Raw genomic sequence first — 15,985 nt, 5'->3', positions numbered from 1 at the left:
CCAATGGCGTGGACAGCGCCCATGACCTTCGTCGCCGGGTCGGTCCTGACCGCCGCCCAGCTCAACACCCACCTCCGCGACAACCTGCTGGAAAGCGCGGCCGCGAAGGCCACTGAGCAGGGCGGATACTTCGTCACCGACTCCGCTCACCGCATCGTCGAGCGCGTCGGCCGGCGGCAGACCATCGTCACCGAGGAGACCACCACCTCCACCTCATATGACGACCTGGCCACCCAAGGGCCGACCGTCACCGTGCAGACGGGGGAACTGGCGCTGGCCCTGTGGTCCTGCGAGATGCGGTCCAGCAACTCGGAGCCGACGACGTGCCGGGTCACCGTGGACGTCACCGGCGCCTCCAACATCGCCGGCAACGACGTCCGCGCCCTCACGAACTCCACCGGCGCCGAGGGCCGGCACCAGAGCAGCCACGCGGTGTTCTTCGACGACCTCACCCCCGGCGAGAACACCTGGACCATGAAGTACCGCACCAGCTCCGGGACGGCCACGTTCCAGCGCCGCCGCCTGATCGTCCTGCCCTACTGAGGAGCCGAGGTGATCGACCCCTACCGCTACGCCCTCGACCGGGCTACAGAGGTGTTCCTCCCGCACACGCCGGTCACGGTGAACCGCGGCGGCGACGGCCTGTTCCGGATCGGCGAGACCGAACTGGACGCCGACACGTGGGAGACCGCCCGCACCGCCGCCGAACAGCACGTGCTCACCACCGAGCACGGGGTCCGCGTCACGAAGTGGACCGACACCACCGCCGACGACTCCTCAGCCCTGTTCGTGACCGGTGTCGCCGTCCTCCAGTCCCCGATCTCCTAGGAGATGCCGTGGCCCTGTACGTGTGCTCGCTGATCAACAACGACGACCAGGAGATCCAGCCGGACGCCTACACGCTGCTGAAATTCCCCTACGTTGGCGAATCCTACGACCCCTGGGGGATGCACGACGCCGGTCAGCCCGACGGGGCATGCTCCACCTACCCCGACGACCGGTCCGCCCTGATCTGGCCGGCCGTCACCGGGTGGGGCACGCTCACCGCGATGATCCACTGGGAGGGCGGCGACTACACCGAGGTCCGCGACCAGTACATCCGCGACCCGCTGAACCTCGCCGGCGGCCCGGACACCACCTGCACCGAGCACGAGGCGCCCAACCCCGGCGGGCAGTACCGGGCCAAGCACCACGCCCTGTTCGTCCACCCGGACACCCCGGTCGCGATCCGGGTCCGCCACAACGCCACCTCGGCGAAGAAGGTCATCCACGCCCAGCTGAAGCTGGCCATCGAGGACGGCGTGGCCACGCCATGACCGATCCCGACCGCGAGACGCGGGACCTGCTCGTGGAGATCCGCACCCGCCTGGATGTGGCGCTGACCCGCCAGGACGACCACGAGTCCCGCATCCGCGACCTCTACCAGCGGGTCGCCACGTGCGTCACCGCCGACGACCTCAAGGCGATGCGCACCCACACCATCGCGATCGTCACCGTCGTGGCGGTCGTCGTCGGCGGGATCGTCACCCTCGTCGTCGCCCTCACCTAGGAGGAACCTTGGTCTCCATCGTCAGCCGCGCCAGGTGGGGGGCACGGGCTCCGCGCTCCCGCTCCTACGTCTCCTGGTCGCGCCGCACCGAGGTCGTGATCCATCACTCCGAAGGCCCCGTGAGCCAGACGCCCCGCGCCATCCAGGACTTCCACATGGACTCCCGCGGATGGTCGGACGTCGGCTACAACTTCCTCGTCGCCGCAGACGGAACCGCTTACGAGGGCCGCGGGTGGACCGTGCAGGGAGCCCACGCCCCCGGTCACAACACCTCCGGGATCGGCATCTGCGTGATCGGCTCCTACTCCCGGGCGCGCCCCTCGGCTGCGGCGCTGCGCACGGTGCGCGCTCTCTACGAGGAGGCGAACCGGCGCGCAGGCCGCCGCCTGGCGGTCCGCGGACACCGCGACGTCTACTCCACCGACTGCCCCGGCGATGCCTTCTACTCCTGGGTGCGCGCCGGCATGCCTCTCGACGGGCTTCCCGACACCGGCGGCCAGGAGTACCGGCGAGAAGACCGAGATGGGCTCCTGGAGCCCTACGAGTACGGCGAGGCGATCGCCGAGCTGCAGCGGGCGCTGCGCGACCGCGGCTACACCATCGGCGCCGACGGGTTCTACGGCCCGCAGACGGAACGGATCGTGCGCGAGTACCAGGCCGACCACGGCCTGGACGTGGACGGGATCGCCGGTCCGCAGACGCTCGGGCACATCGGGCTCACCGGTGCCCCGGACGATCCGCCGGAGACCGGCCCGGACGCGCCCGCCTTCCCGCTCGCCTCGGGCCACTGGTTCGGGCCGGAGTCGCCGGACCGGCGGAACCACTCCGGGTACTGGCCCGCGGACCGGCCGCACGTGCGCCGGATCCGGGGCCGGCTCCGGGAGCGCGGCTGGCGGGTGGCCCGCGGGGACCGGTACGACGCCGGACTCGCCCGCACGATCCGCGCCGTCCAGGCCGAAGCCGTGCGCGAAGGCCACGAGACCGGCGGCGTCGACGGCCTCGTGGGCGCGAAGACGTGGCCGCTGCTGTGGACCAAGCCCATCACATGAGGAGAACCCGCATGTACGACTCCATCGTCCGCACCCTCGTCCCGGTGGTCGTCGGGATCCTGCTCGTCCAGGCCGCACGCATCGGCCTGGACCTGCCCGAGGGCGCCCTCGCCGAGATCGTCACCGTGGTGGTGACCGCCGCCTACTACGGGCTGGCCCGCCTGGTCGAAGAACACGTATCGCCGGTGGTGGGGAGGCTGATGCTGTCGGCCGGGCTTACTCAGGCCAAGCCGACCTACACCAGATGATGCGGTCTTCCGGCGCCCCGCCCTCCCCGAGAGGGCGGGGCGCCTTCGCCGTGTTCTAGGGGATGCCGTAGCGGATCTTGTCCTCGCACTCCTTCGGCAGCCCGGTCTGCGCGATGCACTGGGCGATCTGCTCGTCCACCGAGGGGATTCCCTCCCCGCCGCGGGGGTCCGGGGCCGGCTCGGCGGGGCCGCCGCCGGAGCACAGGGAATCGTCCTGCCAGATCTCCATGCACTCGCTGTAGGAGGTGTCCGGCGCCGGATCGCCCGGGGCGGGCTCCGACGGGATGTACTGCTCGGCGGCGACCTTCGCCGTCGCCGTCAGCTCTGCGGGCGGCAGCTCACGCGGCGCGGGCGAAGAGGCGGCCGGGGCCTTCGCGGGCGCGGAGTCTTCGGCGGCCGGTGGTCGGTGGGGGAGGGCGCTGGCTGAGGCCGCGGGGATGAGCAGGGCGGCCGCCGCTGCGAGGATGAGCGGAACGCGCATCGGGGGCTCCTCGACATGGGGATTCCAGCGTAGGCGCGGGAATTCCGCCTGTCAGGAGATACAGAAAAACGACGCGCTAAGGTGTCAAGGTGAGCACCGAAGAGCGCCGGCTGACGACGAAGGAGGCCGCCGGCCTGGCGGAGATGACGCCGGGCGGGTGGCGGAAGATGGTGTCCCGGGGGTCGGCGCCGCAGCCGGACGGGCGGTACGACGAGCGCACTCCGTGGTGGTACGCCTCCACGGTGGAGGCGTTCAAGACGTCGCGCCGCCCGCGGGGGCGCCCGCGCAAGTCCGAGTAAGGGATGTCTGACCTGGAGGTTAGCCCCTTTTCCTCAATAAATGACTCGCTAGCGCGTATAATAATGGTATCGCTTCAACGAAGGAGACCCCCAATGGCCCACCAGATCGAACAGTTCGTCGACGGTTCCGCCGCCTTCGCCACCGCTCGCACCGACGCCTGGCACAAGCTCGGCACCACTCTCCCCGGCACCTTCGACGCCGCGACTGCGATGCGCGTCGCCCGGCTCGGCGGCTGGGACGTCCGCAAGACCCCGCTCACCACCGAGGTCGGCGGGCGCGAGCTGAAGGTCCCTGGCTCCTACGCGACCGTCCGCACCCACCCCGACAGCGGCGCCCCGGACGTGCTCGGCGTCGTCGGCTCCGCCTACACCCCCGTGCAGAACGAGGCATTGGCTGACTTCCTCGACGCGCTGGTCGATGAGTCCGGCGCGCATTTCGAGACCGCGGGCAGCCTCCGCCGGGGACGCGAGGTGTTCGTGACGCTCCGCCTGCCCGAGACCATGACTGTCGGCGGTGTCGACCAGGTCGACCTGTACATCGCCGCGATGAACGCCCACGACGGGACCGCCCCCATGCGGACCATCGTCTCCCCGGTCCGGGTGGTGTGCGCGAACACGCAGGCCGCCGCCCTCCGCGGCGCTCGGGCCTCCTGGTCCATCCGGCACACCGCCGGGGCGACCGCCCGAATCGAAGAGGCCCGCCAGGCGCTCGGGCTCACCTGGCGCTACCTGGAGAGCTTCCAGACCGAAGCCGAGAAGATGATCGACGCCAGCCTGACGGACGGCCAGTTCATGGACATCGTCCGCGACCTGTGGCCCATGCCCGACGACCCCACCACCCGCACCCGCGCCTACCGCGCCCGCCGGGAGAACGAGGTGGGCGCCCTGTTCGCCGACGCCGACACCAACGCCGCGATCCGAGGTACCGCGTGGGCGGGCTACCAGGCCATCGCCGAGTACCTCGACCACGTCGCCCCGGTGCGGGGCGATGGCGACGCCGACTCCGCCCGCGCCGAGCGGGTGCTGACCTCCGGCACCGCCCATGCCCTCAAGGCCCGCGCCTTCGACGCCTTCACCCCTGCCTGACCGGCGGGGCCGGACCCGCTCCCGGCCCCGCCCCTACCTCTCGGAGGCACCGATGTCCGTCCGCTACCGCCCCGCCCGCTGCTCCGCCGCCACCTGGACGACCTACCTGCAGGCCGCCGCCGACGCCCGCGCCGCCGGGGCCGACGTCGACCTGGAGCCGCTGCTCCGCCTGGACGAGATGGACGACGACCAGGCCGCCAAGACCATCGACGCCGTCTACCGGCACATCCTGTGCGGCTGACCCGAAGACCGCCCGGGGCGGGTATGCGGCCCGTCCGACTCGCTCCCGCCCCGGGCCCCACCACCTGAGGAGATCCCAGATGTCCACCCGCACCGAACGCACCGCCATCGCCAAGCTCGCCGCGGCCGCCTGGCACGACTTGACCGCCATCCTCGCCGAGCGCGGGGAGTCGTGGCCTGACCGCACCGACCCCACCCAGTGGGGCCCCGGCGCGCAGGGCGCTATGGCGGAGGCCCGCGCCTACGCCGCCTGCCTGGCCATCATCGAGGGCCGCACCCCGCTCTCCCAGTTGGAGCGGGTGGAGGAGCTGCACACCTCTTCCTGCCCTCGCTGCCAGGCCAGGGAGGAGATGAGTGAGTCGGAGGCCCGCGCGGTCTTCGGCGACATGCTCACCCTGTAGACCGCGGCCCGCCCCGAGGAGGGGACGGGGCGGGCCGCACTTCCGAGGAAGGAGACCACGATGGACGCCCGGGACCGCGGCCTGGAGACCTACGAGCAGCAGGTCGTCGACGCGGGCGCCCTGCTGGGGCGCCGCCTGCGCATCACGACCATCGACCGGTGGATGTTCGTCGAGCCCGGCTACGACGACGGCGAACCGCCCGCCGACGTCGCCGAGGAGCTGTGCCTCCGCGACGCCCGCCGCCGCGGCCGCCGGATGCACGCCTCGGCCTACCGGGCCGAGCTGCGCGCGGCCGGGTAGCCTCAAAGGCGCCCGCCGGGATGGTCGACCTCTCCCGGCGGGAAGACGCCCCGGGGGTAAGGGTGACATCTTCCCCGGGGCGTCGCCGCGCCAGACGCCAGCGACCTTCGGCAACCCCGCCCCTTCGCTGCGCTCCGGGGCGGGGTTGCGCGCGCACGCGGACCGGGATCACGCGGCCTGCGTCACCCTTACAGGAGGTCGAAATGCGCGAGTACTACGCCCGCCTCATCCGTCTCTTCCACGGTGCCGAGAACCTGGCCGCTGCTGTCGCCTTCGGGGTCGTGGCCCACCTCATCGCGATCCTCATCGTCGAGGCCATGCTGCACTGACCGCGTCGCCCCCGAGCCCCGGGGGCGGCCTTCGGCCTTCCCCGGCACCCGAGACCGACGCTGTGCAGCACGACCTCTCCTCTTCGGGCGATGAGGAAGCCACACCCCTCCGGCCCCGGGCGGCCAGAACCCCGGCCCCGCGTCCGAGACGGGGCGGGCGCAGCACACGCGCTTCCGGCCCCCTTCCAGGGTGCCTCCGGCACGCTATCCCGGTCCGCGTGCGCGCCACAGCACGCCGCACGATGAAGCGGGGCGGACCTGGTGGTCCGCCCCGCTGGGCACCGCCCCTCTGCGGTGCCGCCCGGCCCCGGCCGGGGCTTGGCCCGCGCGCCTCACGGGGTCATAGGAATAGAGACGCGCGGGGGTCTCTACACGGGTTGCAGATCACCACGCCGTAGCAGCGGCAGCGGGAGGGCGCGAGCGGGACACCCTGGTGGTGCCTCCGACGTCACCACACCCGCCTCCCTCCACGCCACCGAATCGGCTGGATTGGCCGCAACGGGCCTCGAAGGCGGTGGCATTCCGCTGGTGGTGCGCATGCTCCTCCTCGCTGGTCGATGCTGGTCGATCTTGCCGACCCCTCCCCGCCGGGGACAGGGAGGGGCCGGCGGCGGCGCCGCACGCAGAGGCGGACCGCCCGGGAGCGCCGGGTCTCCCAAACCGGCGCACTGTGGTCTCCGTGGTCTTCGGTGGCGGTGGCGGTGGCCCGCCCGGGGCGCTCCCCGGCCCGGTGGGGCGGGGGACTGCAGCACCCCGGGTGCTCTTCCGCGGTGGGGCCGGGCCGCCCGTACAGGGAAGGAGGCGGGAACGGGCGGCCCGGCGAGGTGGCCGCGCCCCGGCCTCAGCGGCCGGGTGGCCGGGGCGCGGCGGTCAGGGGCGCGGGTCGGGAGGCTGGGACGCCCCCCGCCACGGGGTCGGCAGCTGCCCGCCCCGCCGCAGGTGCCTGTCCAGCGCGGTGAACGCCTCGTCGGCGGCCTTCTGGTTCCGGGCCCGGTCGGCGACGGTCCGGCCGCGTTCGCGCAGTGCCTCGGAGAGGCGGTCGTAGAGGCCGTCGGCGTGGTCGGTGACCGGGTCCGGGCGGTGGACCCGAGGAAGAAGGAGCTTGGCCTTGGTCGGCATCAGGACCTCCCCGAAGCAGAGCGGTTCAGGAGTTCGCGGGCGGCGGCGATGGCGTCGTTGAGCCGGGCCAGGTAGGCCGCACTGGATCCGCCCGGGGAGAGCAGGACCTCCACTCCGGGGGCCGGGATCAGGACGGTGCCGGCGGGGTCGGCCTCGACCTGGACCATGTCGGGGTGGGGGGCTCTGATGATGCGGTGGTGAGCGGCGGAGGAAGACACGGCCCCTCCTTCTGCGGGGGCTCGAAGCTGTTCGATGACCTCCAGGGAGAATCGCCGGTGACCCGCGGGGGTCCGCATGTACGCCAGCTTCCCTGAGTTGACCCAGCGGGCGATCGTGGTCGGGGAGACGCCGAGGAGGTCGGCGGCGGCGCTGGCGCTAAGCAAAGGCGCGCTCACGGGCCCACCTCCTGTCGACCTCGTTGACGACGTCCGAGGCTTCGCCGTGGCGGCGGGCGATGACCATCAGTGCCGCAGTCTCCTCGGCCTCGCGCTCGGCCTGCTCGCGCTCCCAGGCGACGAGGTAGGGGCGGACCCGGGCAGGCGGGTCCTCCAGGTCCAACAGCCGCTCGTCGCTGAGCCGGAGCAGCAGGGCGAAAGCTCCCAAGTCGGGAGTGCTGATGGCCAGGCCGGACCCGTGCAGTGCCTCGAAGCGGCCGGTCCCGGTCTCATCGGCGCGGTAGCCGATGTCCCAGTCCCGGTGGTCCAGGGCGATGTCGACGAAGCGCTGGTAGGCGCTGCTCGGCGGTGGCGGCGGGGTGTAGGTGATCATCACAGCGCCGCCTCCCGGTAGGTGACGGGGAAGTACGCGGCCGCCTGGCGGACGCCGGCGGTCAGGGCCTCCGTGCTCACCTCGTCGGCCATGGCCAGCACCGAGGCGACGTGCGCGGCCCGGTCGGAGACCAGGCGGTCACGTGCCCACAGCTCGTTGGCTGCGGGAGCCGGGGTGAGGACGCCGGAGATGGCGTCGAGGAGCTGGCGGGAGGCGTCAGCGGAGCGGGCGGTCATCACTCCACCTCCGAGGCGCGCAGCCGGACGGCTTCGCTGACGGGCAGCAGGATCTCGTCTCCCCGGCGGGTGCGGACGCGCAGGCGGTGTTCGGCTGGGCCGGTTCCGGCGGGAGCGTGGCTGTAGCCGACGACAGTGGCCTGCTGGGCTCGGCCCCAGCGCACACGGCAGCCGAGGGGGTAGGTGAAGCGCAGTTCGCGCCACCAGGTGGACAGCCGGGCCCGCTCAAGCCGGGCGGCGATCGTGTCGACCTCGGCCCCGCTCAGCTCGCGGCCATCGCTGTAGAGGGCGTCATCGGCCAGTACGAACTCCTGGGGTGCGGCCACGGCCACCTCCGGGGAAGCCGACGCCGAGCAGGGTCGACTACGTGATGTGCGTACTTTGACGATTTTCATGTTTGATGCTCTCCCAATCTCTCGATAGAGCTGGGCTACTCAGGTGGGCACCATCATGAGACCAGATGTGCATTCTTTGCAAGAGACTATCTGGGATTCTCTCTTTTTTCTTCCGGGCTAGACTGGTTCCCATGGCACGCACGCAGTCCTACAGCCCCTCGGTGCGCCGCCGCCGACTCGGCGCGCAGCTCCGTCAACTGCGCGAACAGGCGGGATACACGCTCCAGCAGGCTGCTGACCGGCTGGACTGGGCCCGCGCGAAGGTCGGGCGCGTGGAGACCAGCGAGCTGAAGACCGTCAAGCCCTCCGACCTGGACGCGATGCTGAGCCTGTACGGGGTCGAGGACGACGCCGCCCGCGAAGCAATGCACCAGCTCGCACGCGACGCGAAGCAGAAGGGCTGGTGGTGGAAGTACCGCGACATCTTCGGCGCCGAGCCGTTGCCTGACTTCGAGGCTGAAGCGAGCCTGATCCGGACATATGAGGTCGCTACCATCCCGGGTCTGCTGCAGACACCGGAGTACGCCGAAGCGGTCTTCCGTGGAGGCCGGCTCACTTCACCGGGGCATCTGCAGCGGCAGGTGGACGCCCGTATGGAGCGCCGAGAGATCTTGACGCGGTTCGAAGCGCCCCCGCGACTGTGGGCGATCATCGACGAGGCCGCACTGCGCCGCCCGCTCGGTGGGGCGGACGTGATGCGCAAGCAGTTCCAGTACCTGCTGCGTGTCGGTCAGCTCCCGAACATCGACATTCAGGTGCTTCCGTTCTCCGTCGGGGCGCACGCCGCGCTGGGGAGCCCGATCAGCATCCTTGAGTTTCCCGACCCGCTGGACCGGCCGATCGTCTACACCGACTCGGTGGGAAGCGGCTTGTTCGAGGAGGACCCGGACGAGGTCGCCGACTGCGTAGCGCTCTTCGCCGATGTCCAGGCGGCTGCCCTGACCACCGTCCAGAGTGCTGCCTTCATTGAAAAGATCATTTCCGAAGAAAGCGACTAGCGGCCCATGAACACCACACCTGAGTTCCGCAAGAGCAGCTATAGCAACCGCAACCAGAACTGCGTCGAAGTCGCCGACCTGGAGGCCGGCGCGGGCGCGATCCGCGACACGAAGAACAGGCAGGACGGCCACCTGGCCTTCCCCGCCGCCGAGTGGCGCTGCTTCCTCCGCGACGTCAAGGCGAACCGCCTTTGACCTGGAAACACGTCGGCCCCCTCACCAGCTAGGGGAGAGGGGGCCGACGCGCACCTGAGTGCTCCGGAGAGCATCAGAAGAATGCTAGCGGCTGCCGCACCAGGTGCGCATCACTGCGGGACCTCGCCGGCGAACGTGACCGTGTAGGTCGGCTCCGCCCCTTCCTCGTCCCAGAACTCCAGCGTGTACTGCAGCTGGGACTCCTCCTCGCCCATCCAGCAGTCGGCATCCCAGGTCGCCGACTGGCCGTCGGCCAGCGTGTCCGGTGGGTTCACCGACTCGCCGAGGACCGGTTGCTCGCTCTCCTCCAAGGGGTCTCCGACGAAGCACGCGCTCGTCGTGGACCCAGTGTGCAGCGGGGCTCCGCTGGTGTTGGTGATCTCGAACTTCCACGCCGCATACGGAAGTTCGCCCTCTTCCCCTGTCGAGCTGTTGAAGCCGTCGGGGTCGACCTCCCGGCGAAGATCGGTGATCTCGACAGTGAACCCGTCGCCGAAGTCGTGGGGCCCGTCCAGGCCCACCGTCGCGGGGCCGGCCTCCTCCTCGCCTGCGGCTTCCTCAGCGACCGGCGCCTCCTCCGGGGTGGGCTGCTCCGGGTCGGACGCCGCCCCGGAGCAGCCCGCCGAGAACAGAACGAGAGCCGCAGCGGCGGGGACGGTGATGCGCTTCATACGCGCCTCCTCGGTGTCAGGGGGATGTCCCCGGGAGGCTACGCCGTGGTGTGCCGGACACGAGGCGGAATGCCGGATGAGGCCGCTTTCGGAAACCCGGGCAACCTCAAGGCGCGGAGGCAGCCTCTCGCTGAGGGCGGGCGGGTTGCCGCCTATTCGGGTAGTGCGCCGGCGTCCCGCTCGATGGGGTAGCCCACCTCGAACCGGCCGGCGCTGACCACGGTCTCGTTGACCTCCAGGACGCGGCCGTCGGCGCCGCGGGTGGTGCGGACGATCCGCAGCACCGGGATCCCCGGCCCCAGGGCGAGGTGCTCGGCCTCGGCGGGCGCGGGCATCCGGGCGGTGATCGCCTCCTCCCACTCCAGCGGCCCGTGCCCGGCCTCCTCCATGCGGTCGTAGATGCCGCCGGGGCCGGTGTCGGGCGCGGCGAGCACTGGCAGCTCGGCGACGGCGTCGGGGGCGAGGTAGGAGGTCGCGAGCTGGGCGGCCTGGCCGGTGGCGGGGTCGCCCATGACCCGTGAGCGGACGGTCACCTCGCCTCCCGGGTCCACGCCGAGGATCCGGGCGACGTCGGCGGGGGCCGGCGCCGCGGTGACGGTCGGGGTGCGCAGGGCGCGCCATCCTTGGGCGAGGGGGTCGAAGTAGTAGCCCAGCTCGTCGCGGAAGACGCGCCGGGAGCGGGTGAGCGGGTGGCGCGGGGGATGGGCGCGCACGACGGTGCCGCGTTTGCGGATCTTGTCGACCAGGCCTTCGCGTTGGAGTTCGTCGACGGCCCGGCGGACGGTGATGCGGGAGGCGCCGTAGCGTTCCTGCAGGTCGGCCTCGCGCGGGATCACGTCCCCGGGGGCAATTTCTCCGCTGGTGATCGAATTGCGCAGTTCGCGGGCGATTTCCTCCCAGCGGGTCATTTCCGCCTCCTTCGGGGTTGGGATTGTGTGGCCGCCAGGATAGGTCATGACCTATTGACGTAGGGAGGGCGGCGAGTGACAGTGATTACGTCATAACCTAACGAAGAGTGATCTTTGGTGGTGGTGAATTGGTCACCCGCCCGGAAATCCTCCCCGTTGACCTGGATGAATTCATCCGTATCGGGTGCGCCCGTTTCGGCCCTTGGGCCGAGGCTGATCACATTCAGCGACTTATCAGCGGCCTCGATCCGGAATCCCCGGTCGTGTCCAACCCGCATGAGCACCTGCCCGCCATCCGCGCCCTGGTGCTCTCCCCGGAGGTGACCGCTCCGGCCCGGGCTCTGCTGGGCCCCCGGATCGCCGTGGAGAACACCTTCCTCATCACCAAGCCGCCCCGCGCGGACATGGAGGTCCCGCCCCACCAGGACGGCACCAACGACCGCCTCCTCCTGGACCCCCAGCGCGCCGCCACCGTCTGGCTCGCCCTCACCGACGCCACCCCCGCTTCCGGGTGCCTGCGCATCGCCCCCGGCTCCCAGACCGGCGGCTACCTGCCCACCCGCCGCGCCGAGGCGCCGGGCCGCCCGCTGACCATCGACGCCCCCGCTCCTTCCCGGTGGGAGAGCGTCCCGGTGAAGGCCGGGCACGGCCTGCTCATGGACGCCCGGCTGATCCACACCAGCCCGCCCAACCGCACGGACACCCCCCGGGTCGGTCTGAACATCCGCTACGCCGCCCCGGGCGGGTGCCGGATGCGCGACGGCTCCGCCCCCGGCCACCTCACCCCCGTGCCGGCCGCTGACCGGTGACCGGCCCCCCAGAGAAAGGAACCCCCGCAATGTCCACCCTCACGATGTACGACCCCGGCGTGGAGCCGGTGACCCGCGTCCGCGTCCTGGTCGGCGAGGACGACGACGAGACCCGCCGCGACGGCAAGACCGCCATCGCCTTCTCCGACTGCCGCTACTACTGCCCCGACCACAAGACCGCCAAGCGGGTCATCGAGGCGCTGCGCGACTCCGACGAGCGGCTGCGCGCCCGCCCCGAAGAGCTGATGCTGTGGGACTGGCAGTCCACCTACTTCGAGGCCGAGACCGGCGACCCCCAGGGCGGCGGCACCGTCCTGCTCGGGGTGGCCTGGTACGACGAGGACTTCTACACCGAGCGCAAGGGCGCCTGGTTCGGCGCGATGCACAAGCGCATCTACACCGAGCTGGGCGTGCCGCTGGAGAACGTCGAGGTGACGCACTGGCGCCGCGACGCCGCCTGATCGCCTGAACCCCTTCCCTGCGCGGGCCCGCTCCTCAAAAGGCGGGCCCGCCCCTGCGTGCTCAGCTCCGCGCCGCCGCCGGGACCCGGACCAAACGCGGCGCCATCACCAGCCCCACGCCGGCGGTGGCGATGACCGCCAGCCCCGACAGGGCGAACGCCGCCTGCGGCGCCGCGGCCACATACAGCGGCACCACGAGCATCCCGACCGTGCCTGCGCTCCGGATGACCATGTGGTCGGCAGCCAGGACCGCCACCCGCTCAGCCTGGCCGAACCGCTCGGCCAGCCAGGCGTGCAGGGTGACCCCGGAGAACGGCGCGGCCGCTCCGGACAAGAACGCCACCGCCCACAGCACCCCGAGCGTGGGCGCCAACCCCATCGCGGCCAGCGCCGCCCCGCCGGCGATCCACGCCAGGCAGTACACCCCCAGGAACCCGCCCGCCAGGCGGATCTTCACGTTGCCCACGGCCAGGTTCCCCAGCAGCGCCCCGGCCGCGGTGACGGCGGTGAACAGCCCGTAGGCGCCCGCCCCGGCACCGTAGACCTCGGTCAGCAGGATCGGCACCCCGATCGCCGCTGCGGTGCCCGCCCAGATGCCCAGACCGTGCAGGGACACCGCGAAGGCCACCGCCGGATGGGCGCGCAGCAGCGGCCACGCCGAAGGGACCTTCCGCTCGGGCCCCGGCTCTCCGCCGGAGGGCGCCCCCCCGCCTCCTGCGGTGCGTCCGATCACCGCGAGCGCCACCGCCGAGACCGCGAACCCGGCTGCGGTGATCCAGTAGAAGTGGACCTCGGAGACGACCAGCAGCAGGGCGCCGGCCGAGCCGGGCCCCAGGATCCGGGCCAGCCGCCCGGTCAGGTCGAGCAGTCCCATCACCGGCCGGGCCTGCTCCGGGGCGACCAGCGAGGGCATCAGGCCGGGCAGCACCGGGTCGAACACCGCGCCGGTGATGCCGAGCAGCAGGGCCACGGCCAGCAGCCCCGGGACGCGCGCCTCCGGTAGCGCCCACAGCAGCGGCAGGCACGCGACGATCCCGGCGCGCGCCGCCTCCACCGCGGCCAGGCGCCGCAGCGTCGCGACCCGGGTGAGGACCCCGCGGCCGGCGGCGCCCATCACGATGTAGGGCACCGACTCCAGCACGGCGACCAGGCCCATGAGAAACGCCGATCCGGTGGTCTCCCAGACCAGCCACATCACCGCCAGCGCGTACAGCCGGGCGCCCATCACCGCGAGCAGCTGCGCCCCCCACAGCCCGGCGATTCGCGGCGTCGCCAGCAGCCTCGCATACCCCACCGGTGCGTCTCCTCCGCAGCAGTCCCCGGAGTCACACTGTCCCGCAAGATCACGGCCGCTGGAGGCGGATACGAGAAGACTCTCCGGAGCCGACCCGGAAGCCGCAGGGCACTCGCCCAGGCCGTCTGCCCCAGCACAGCACGGGGCCCTCCGGAGCGGTCTCCGGAGGGCCCCGTTTTGGGAGCGTTTTGGGAGCGGCGAGACGCCTTCAGGCGCCTTCAGACGCCGTCAGGCTCCACCAGGCACCCCCTCCGACCTGCGGTTGAACCGTTTCCGCAGGTGGAGAAAGGCGCTGTACTTATTCGAGACCCGGGTCATCGAGTACCAGACCGGCGGCGGCCTGGACTGGGACTGACCTGAGAAGACACGGCCCCCACCCCCCGTCGGCGGAGGGGGGTGGGGGCCGTTTTGGGAGAGATTTGGGAGATGATCTTGGAGTTCTCCCCGCTGGCGCCCTGCTTCCGGTAGGGCGCCAGCAGTTCGTCCAGGACCGCCACCGGTGAGTGCGGGTGCATCTTCGCCCGCGCCTCCAGGGACGCCGTCCAGTTGGCCGTCAGCAGGCCCAGGAGGGCCTCGACCATCGCGGGGGTCACCTGGCTGTAGACCGCGCCGATACCGCCCATCTCGTGCCCCAGGCGCTCGTGCTGGAGAACCTCCGGGACACGGCCCTCGATCATCGCCCGCTTGTGGGAGTGCCGGGCGAGCCCGTGCGGGGTGATCCCCGGGGCGATCGGCTCCCACGTGGTCTCCGACCGCTTGCGGGGGGAGCGGCCCCGGACGGGGATGCCGGGCCAGGGCTCGGCGAGCAGCGGCACGGGGCGCTCCTCCTGGACGTGGCCCTGCCCGGTCTTGGAGCCCGGGTAGCGGCCGGTGGAGGCTGCCCCGATGAGCCAGGGTTTGTAGGAGCCGCGCCGGTGGTGGGGGGAACCGTCCCTGCCGGTGAATACGAACACCCCGCCGCGGTGGGGCGGTGCGGCGCTGCCGCGGATGAAGTCCCCGTCGAACCGCTCGGCGAGGTCGGCGTCGATGCCCAGTTCCTCCAGGGAGCGCTCCTTGGGGTGGGCTAGGAGCGCGGCCTGCATCTCCTCGTCCCACTTCCCCTGGCGCTTGAGCGCGGCCACGAGGAACCGGTGGACAGTCGGCGGCCGGTGGCAGGCGCACACGGCAGTCGGCTTGTCCGGGACAGCGGCCAGCTGGCGCTCCAGCAGTTCGGCGACGAACCGAGGGATGTGGACGTCCCGGTAGGAGTCGTCCTTGGGGGCCTGCCGGTACCAGTCCCCGTCGGACTCGTACAGCTGCCACTCCACCCGGATGGTGCCTTCGTCGGGGCGGCAGAACTCCCGCTCCAGGCCGACCAGCTCCCCGAACCGGAGTCCCGAGTTGTACATCGTGATTCCGGCGATGAACTCCTCGTCGCGACCGCTCAGGAGCGCCATGCGCTCGGACAGCAGCAGGGCGCCGAGTGCATCGGTGGTCACCCGCTCCTTGCCGCGGGTGCCCTTCCTCTTGCCGGTGCCGCTGCGCCGGCCGCGGTTGGAAGAATTGGTCGCGACCGGGTTGGAGGTGGCGACCCCTTCGCGCATCGCGTCAGCGAAGAGGGTGTAGAGGGTAGAGCAGTACCCCCGGATCGTGGACTCGGCGTAGCCGGCCTCCCGCTTGGTGCGCTTGAACTCCACGACCTGCTGCTCGGTGATGTCGTCCATCAAGGTCTCCTCCCACATCGGCCCGGAGCCGCTGGGCTGGTGGGGAAGCAGGTGCTTCTCCAGGGTCGTGCGCAGGCCCTTCTGGTGGGAGATACCGACGTCCTGCTTGGGGAACCACTCATTGGCCCATGTGCCGAGGGTGGTTCCCTCCTGCTTGCGGGCGCGGCGGGCCGCCTCGGCGACGCTGGGGGCGGACTCCTCGTCCAGGCCCATGCGGATGCGGGCCTCCTTGTCGGTCGCCCACTGCTCGGCGGCCTTCTTGGTGCGCCATCGGTTGCCATTCTCGTCGCGACTGGCCCGGGGCCAGGTCCCGTCCGCGGCCAGGTAGCGGACGGTCCAGTAGGAGCCGTCCTTCTTCGACCATCGCTGTTCGGGGTAGGGCATGGGTATCCTTCCGGTGGTGGTGAGCGCCCCCTCCAATCCGGAGGGGGCGTTCGCTTTCGCGC

General features: G+C 71.6%; 26 protein-coding genes and 1 pseudogene. 16 read left to right on the top strand and 11 right to left on the bottom strand.

All coding sequences use genetic code 11. The annotated features are described in order from the left end of the window. Positions 1–3: 3 nt before the first annotated feature. The 6 genes from J0910_RS00315 to J0910_RS00290 all read left to right on the top strand — a co-directional run bounded on the left by J0910_RS00315 (position 4) and on the right by J0910_RS00290 (position 2,846). Positions 4–543: a hypothetical protein gene (locus J0910_RS00315; protein WP_420156523.1), complete on the top strand. Its 540-nt coding sequence runs from the start codon at positions 4–6 to the stop codon at positions 541–543. A gap of 9 nt (positions 544–552) precedes the next feature. After that, positions 553–828: a hypothetical protein gene (locus J0910_RS00310; protein ID WP_420156522.1), complete on the top strand. Its 276-nt coding sequence runs from the start codon at positions 553–555 to the stop codon at positions 826–828. Between the two features lie 8 nt (positions 829–836). Continuing rightward, positions 837–1,316, top strand: a complete 480-nt coding sequence (locus tag J0910_RS00305; RefSeq protein ID WP_420156521.1) for a hypothetical protein — start codon at positions 837–839, stop codon at positions 1,314–1,316. Continuing rightward, entirely contained in the window at positions 1,313–1,549 is a 237-nt protein-coding gene (locus J0910_RS00300; protein ID WP_420156520.1) for a hypothetical protein, read from the top strand. The genes J0910_RS00305 and J0910_RS00300 overlap by 4 nt, the downstream gene beginning before the upstream one ends. Before the next feature lie 119 nt (positions 1,550–1,668). Next, positions 1,669–2,598, top strand: coding sequence for a peptidoglycan recognition protein family protein (locus J0910_RS00295; protein WP_420156519.1), 930 nt, complete (start codon positions 1,669–1,671; stop codon positions 2,596–2,598). Positions 2,599–2,609: 11 nt separating this feature from the next. Continuing rightward, on the top strand, positions 2,610–2,846 hold the full coding sequence (locus J0910_RS00290) for a hypothetical protein (protein ID WP_420156518.1): 237 nt from the start codon (positions 2,610–2,612) through the stop codon (positions 2,844–2,846). A gap of 55 nt (positions 2,847–2,901) precedes the next feature. Here J0910_RS00290 and J0910_RS00285 read toward each other — a convergent pair whose 3' ends face one another. Further along, positions 2,902–3,327 (bottom strand): hypothetical protein, encoded by a 426-nt coding sequence (locus J0910_RS00285; protein WP_420156517.1) that lies wholly within the window; start codon positions 3,325–3,327, stop codon positions 2,902–2,904. A gap of 89 nt (positions 3,328–3,416) precedes the next feature. Between J0910_RS00285 and J0910_RS00280 the strand changes: the two genes are divergently transcribed. The 6 genes from J0910_RS00280 (at position 3,417) to J0910_RS00255 (ending at position 5,982) form a co-directional block, all read left to right on the top strand. Next, entirely contained in the window at positions 3,417–3,626 is a 210-nt protein-coding gene (locus J0910_RS00280; protein ID WP_420156516.1) for a hypothetical protein, read from the top strand. A gap of 93 nt (positions 3,627–3,719) precedes the next feature. Next, complete coding sequence (locus J0910_RS00275; protein ID WP_420156515.1) at positions 3,720–4,712, top strand: DUF932 domain-containing protein; 993 nt, start codon at positions 3,720–3,722, stop codon at positions 4,710–4,712. A gap of 52 nt (positions 4,713–4,764) precedes the next feature. Continuing rightward, positions 4,765–4,953: a hypothetical protein gene (locus J0910_RS00270; protein WP_420156514.1), complete on the top strand. Its 189-nt coding sequence runs from the start codon at positions 4,765–4,767 to the stop codon at positions 4,951–4,953. 79 nt (positions 4,954–5,032) lie between these two features. Then, entirely contained in the window at positions 5,033–5,353 is a 321-nt protein-coding gene (locus J0910_RS00265; RefSeq protein ID WP_420156513.1) for a hypothetical protein, read from the top strand. A gap of 60 nt (positions 5,354–5,413) precedes the next feature. Continuing rightward, on the top strand, positions 5,414–5,653 hold the full coding sequence (locus J0910_RS00260; RefSeq protein ID WP_420156512.1) for a hypothetical protein: 240 nt from the start codon (positions 5,414–5,416) through the stop codon (positions 5,651–5,653). A 203-nt stretch (positions 5,654–5,856) separates the two neighbouring features. Continuing rightward, positions 5,857–5,982: a hypothetical protein gene (locus J0910_RS00255; RefSeq protein ID WP_420156511.1), complete on the top strand. Its 126-nt coding sequence runs from the start codon at positions 5,857–5,859 to the stop codon at positions 5,980–5,982. A gap of 870 nt (positions 5,983–6,852) precedes the next feature. On the opposite strand, the gene J0910_RS00250 is transcribed toward J0910_RS00255, so the two are convergent. The 6 genes and pseudogenes from J0910_RS00250 to J0910_RS00225 all read right to left on the bottom strand — a co-directional run bounded on the left by J0910_RS00250 (position 6,853) and on the right by J0910_RS00225 (position 8,500). After that, positions 6,853–7,101, bottom strand: a complete 249-nt coding sequence (locus tag J0910_RS00250) for a hypothetical protein (RefSeq protein WP_420156510.1) — start codon at positions 7,099–7,101, stop codon at positions 6,853–6,855. Continuing rightward, a complete protein-coding gene (locus J0910_RS00245) occupies positions 7,101–7,319 on the bottom strand; it encodes a hypothetical protein (RefSeq protein ID WP_420162123.1) in 219 nt (72 codons plus the stop codon). The genes J0910_RS00250 and J0910_RS00245 overlap by 1 nt, the downstream gene beginning before the upstream one ends. A 33-nt stretch (positions 7,320–7,352) precedes the next feature. After that, positions 7,353–7,496, bottom strand: a pseudogene (locus J0910_RS00240) (helix-turn-helix domain-containing protein); the annotation flags it as partial. Continuing rightward, positions 7,477–7,869 (bottom strand): hypothetical protein, encoded by a 393-nt coding sequence (locus tag J0910_RS00235; RefSeq protein ID WP_420156509.1) that lies wholly within the window; start codon positions 7,867–7,869, stop codon positions 7,477–7,479. The gene J0910_RS00235 and the pseudogene J0910_RS00240, both read right to left, overlap by 20 nt. Continuing rightward, on the bottom strand, positions 7,869–8,105 hold the full coding sequence (locus tag J0910_RS00230) for a hypothetical protein (protein ID WP_420156508.1): 237 nt from the start codon (positions 8,103–8,105) through the stop codon (positions 7,869–7,871). The genes J0910_RS00235 and J0910_RS00230 overlap by 1 nt, the downstream gene beginning before the upstream one ends. Further along, positions 8,105–8,500 carry a hypothetical protein gene (locus J0910_RS00225; RefSeq protein WP_420156507.1) on the bottom strand — a complete coding sequence of 132 codons (396 nt, stop codon included), beginning with the start codon at positions 8,498–8,500 and terminating at the stop codon, positions 8,105–8,107. The genes J0910_RS00230 and J0910_RS00225 overlap by 1 nt, the downstream gene beginning before the upstream one ends. A gap of 131 nt (positions 8,501–8,631) precedes the next feature. Between J0910_RS00225 and J0910_RS00220 the strand changes: the two genes are divergently transcribed. Both J0910_RS00220 and J0910_RS00215 read left to right on the top strand, forming a co-directional pair. After that, positions 8,632–9,498, top strand: a complete 867-nt coding sequence (locus J0910_RS00220) for a helix-turn-helix domain-containing protein (RefSeq protein ID WP_420156506.1) — start codon at positions 8,632–8,634, stop codon at positions 9,496–9,498. 6 nt (positions 9,499–9,504) lie between these two features. Then, a complete protein-coding gene (locus J0910_RS00215) occupies positions 9,505–9,693 on the top strand; it encodes a DUF397 domain-containing protein (protein WP_420156505.1) in 189 nt (62 codons plus the stop codon). 110 nt (positions 9,694–9,803) lie between these two features. Here J0910_RS00215 and J0910_RS00210 read toward each other — a convergent pair whose 3' ends face one another. After that, on the bottom strand, positions 9,804–10,364 hold the full coding sequence (locus tag J0910_RS00210; RefSeq protein ID WP_420156504.1) for a hypothetical protein: 561 nt from the start codon (positions 10,362–10,364) through the stop codon (positions 9,804–9,806). Between the two features lie 152 nt (positions 10,365–10,516). Further along, entirely contained in the window at positions 10,517–11,272 is a 756-nt protein-coding gene (locus tag J0910_RS00205; RefSeq protein ID WP_420156503.1) for a GntR family transcriptional regulator, read from the bottom strand. A 263-nt stretch (positions 11,273–11,535) separates the two neighbouring features. On the opposite strand from J0910_RS00205, the gene J0910_RS00200 reads away from it, so the two are divergent. Then, entirely contained in the window at positions 11,536–12,081 is a 546-nt protein-coding gene (locus J0910_RS00200) for a phytanoyl-CoA dioxygenase family protein (protein WP_420156502.1), read from the top strand. Positions 12,082–12,110: 29 nt separating this feature from the next. Continuing rightward, positions 12,111–12,542, top strand: coding sequence for a hypothetical protein (locus J0910_RS00195; RefSeq protein ID WP_420156501.1), 432 nt, complete (start codon positions 12,111–12,113; stop codon positions 12,540–12,542). A 61-nt stretch (positions 12,543–12,603) separates the two neighbouring features. Here J0910_RS00195 and J0910_RS00190 read toward each other — a convergent pair whose 3' ends face one another. Beyond that, the gene (locus J0910_RS00190; protein WP_420156500.1) at positions 12,604–13,836 is read right to left on the bottom strand and encodes an MFS transporter; all 1,233 of its coding nucleotides are present in this window, start codon (positions 13,834–13,836) and stop codon (positions 12,604–12,606) included. Between the two features lie 314 nt (positions 13,837–14,150). Further along, entirely contained in the window at positions 14,151–15,923 is a 1,773-nt protein-coding gene (locus tag J0910_RS00185) for a hypothetical protein (RefSeq protein WP_420156499.1), read from the bottom strand. Positions 15,924–15,985: the final 62 nt, after the last annotated feature.

The organism is Nocardiopsis oceanisediminis, assembly GCF_048595525.1.
In the GTDB taxonomy this organism is placed as follows: Bacteria; Actinomycetota; Actinomycetes; order Streptosporangiales; family Streptosporangiaceae; genus Nocardiopsis_A; species Nocardiopsis_A oceanisediminis.
This window is presented reverse-complemented; position numbering and strand designations above follow the sequence as displayed.

Coding starts and splice junctions, on each gene's coding strand:
- J0910_RS00315 (WP_420156523.1), top strand. CDS start 4: ATGGCGTGGACAGCGCCCATGACCTTCGTCGCCGGGTCGGTCCTGACC.
- J0910_RS00300 (WP_420156520.1), top strand. CDS start 1,313: ATGACCGATCCCGACCGCGAGACGCGGGACCTGCTCGTGGAGATCCGC.
- J0910_RS00290 (WP_420156518.1), top strand. CDS start 2,610: ATGTACGACTCCATCGTCCGCACCCTCGTCCCGGTGGTCGTCGGGATC.
- J0910_RS00285 (WP_420156517.1), bottom strand. CDS start 3,327: ATGCGCGTTCCGCTCATCCTCGCAGCGGCGGCCGCCCTGCTCATCCCC.
- J0910_RS00275 (WP_420156515.1), top strand. CDS start 3,720: ATGGCCCACCAGATCGAACAGTTCGTCGACGGTTCCGCCGCCTTCGCC.
- J0910_RS00270 (WP_420156514.1), top strand. CDS start 4,765: ATGTCCGTCCGCTACCGCCCCGCCCGCTGCTCCGCCGCCACCTGGACG.
- J0910_RS00265 (WP_420156513.1), top strand. CDS start 5,033: ATGTCCACCCGCACCGAACGCACCGCCATCGCCAAGCTCGCCGCGGCC.
- J0910_RS00260 (WP_420156512.1), top strand. CDS start 5,414: ATGGACGCCCGGGACCGCGGCCTGGAGACCTACGAGCAGCAGGTCGTC.
- J0910_RS00255 (WP_420156511.1), top strand. CDS start 5,857: ATGCGCGAGTACTACGCCCGCCTCATCCGTCTCTTCCACGGTGCCGAG.
- J0910_RS00250 (WP_420156510.1), bottom strand. CDS start 7,101: ATGCCGACCAAGGCCAAGCTCCTTCTTCCTCGGGTCCACCGCCCGGAC.
- J0910_RS00235 (WP_420156509.1), bottom strand. CDS start 7,869: ATGATCACCTACACCCCGCCGCCACCGCCGAGCAGCGCCTACCAGCGC.
- J0910_RS00230 (WP_420156508.1), bottom strand. CDS start 8,105: ATGACCGCCCGCTCCGCTGACGCCTCCCGCCAGCTCCTCGACGCCATC.
- J0910_RS00225 (WP_420156507.1), bottom strand. CDS start 8,500: ATGAAAATCGTCAAAGTACGCACATCACGTAGTCGACCCTGCTCGGCG.
- J0910_RS00220 (WP_420156506.1), top strand. CDS start 8,632: ATGGCACGCACGCAGTCCTACAGCCCCTCGGTGCGCCGCCGCCGACTC.
- J0910_RS00215 (WP_420156505.1), top strand. CDS start 9,505: ATGAACACCACACCTGAGTTCCGCAAGAGCAGCTATAGCAACCGCAAC.
- J0910_RS00210 (WP_420156504.1), bottom strand. CDS start 10,364: ATGAAGCGCATCACCGTCCCCGCCGCTGCGGCTCTCGTTCTGTTCTCG.
- J0910_RS00205 (WP_420156503.1), bottom strand. CDS start 11,272: ATGACCCGCTGGGAGGAAATCGCCCGCGAACTGCGCAATTCGATCACC.
- J0910_RS00195 (WP_420156501.1), top strand. CDS start 12,111: ATGTCCACCCTCACGATGTACGACCCCGGCGTGGAGCCGGTGACCCGC.
- J0910_RS00185 (WP_420156499.1), bottom strand. CDS start 15,923: ATGCCCTACCCCGAACAGCGATGGTCGAAGAAGGACGGCTCCTACTGG.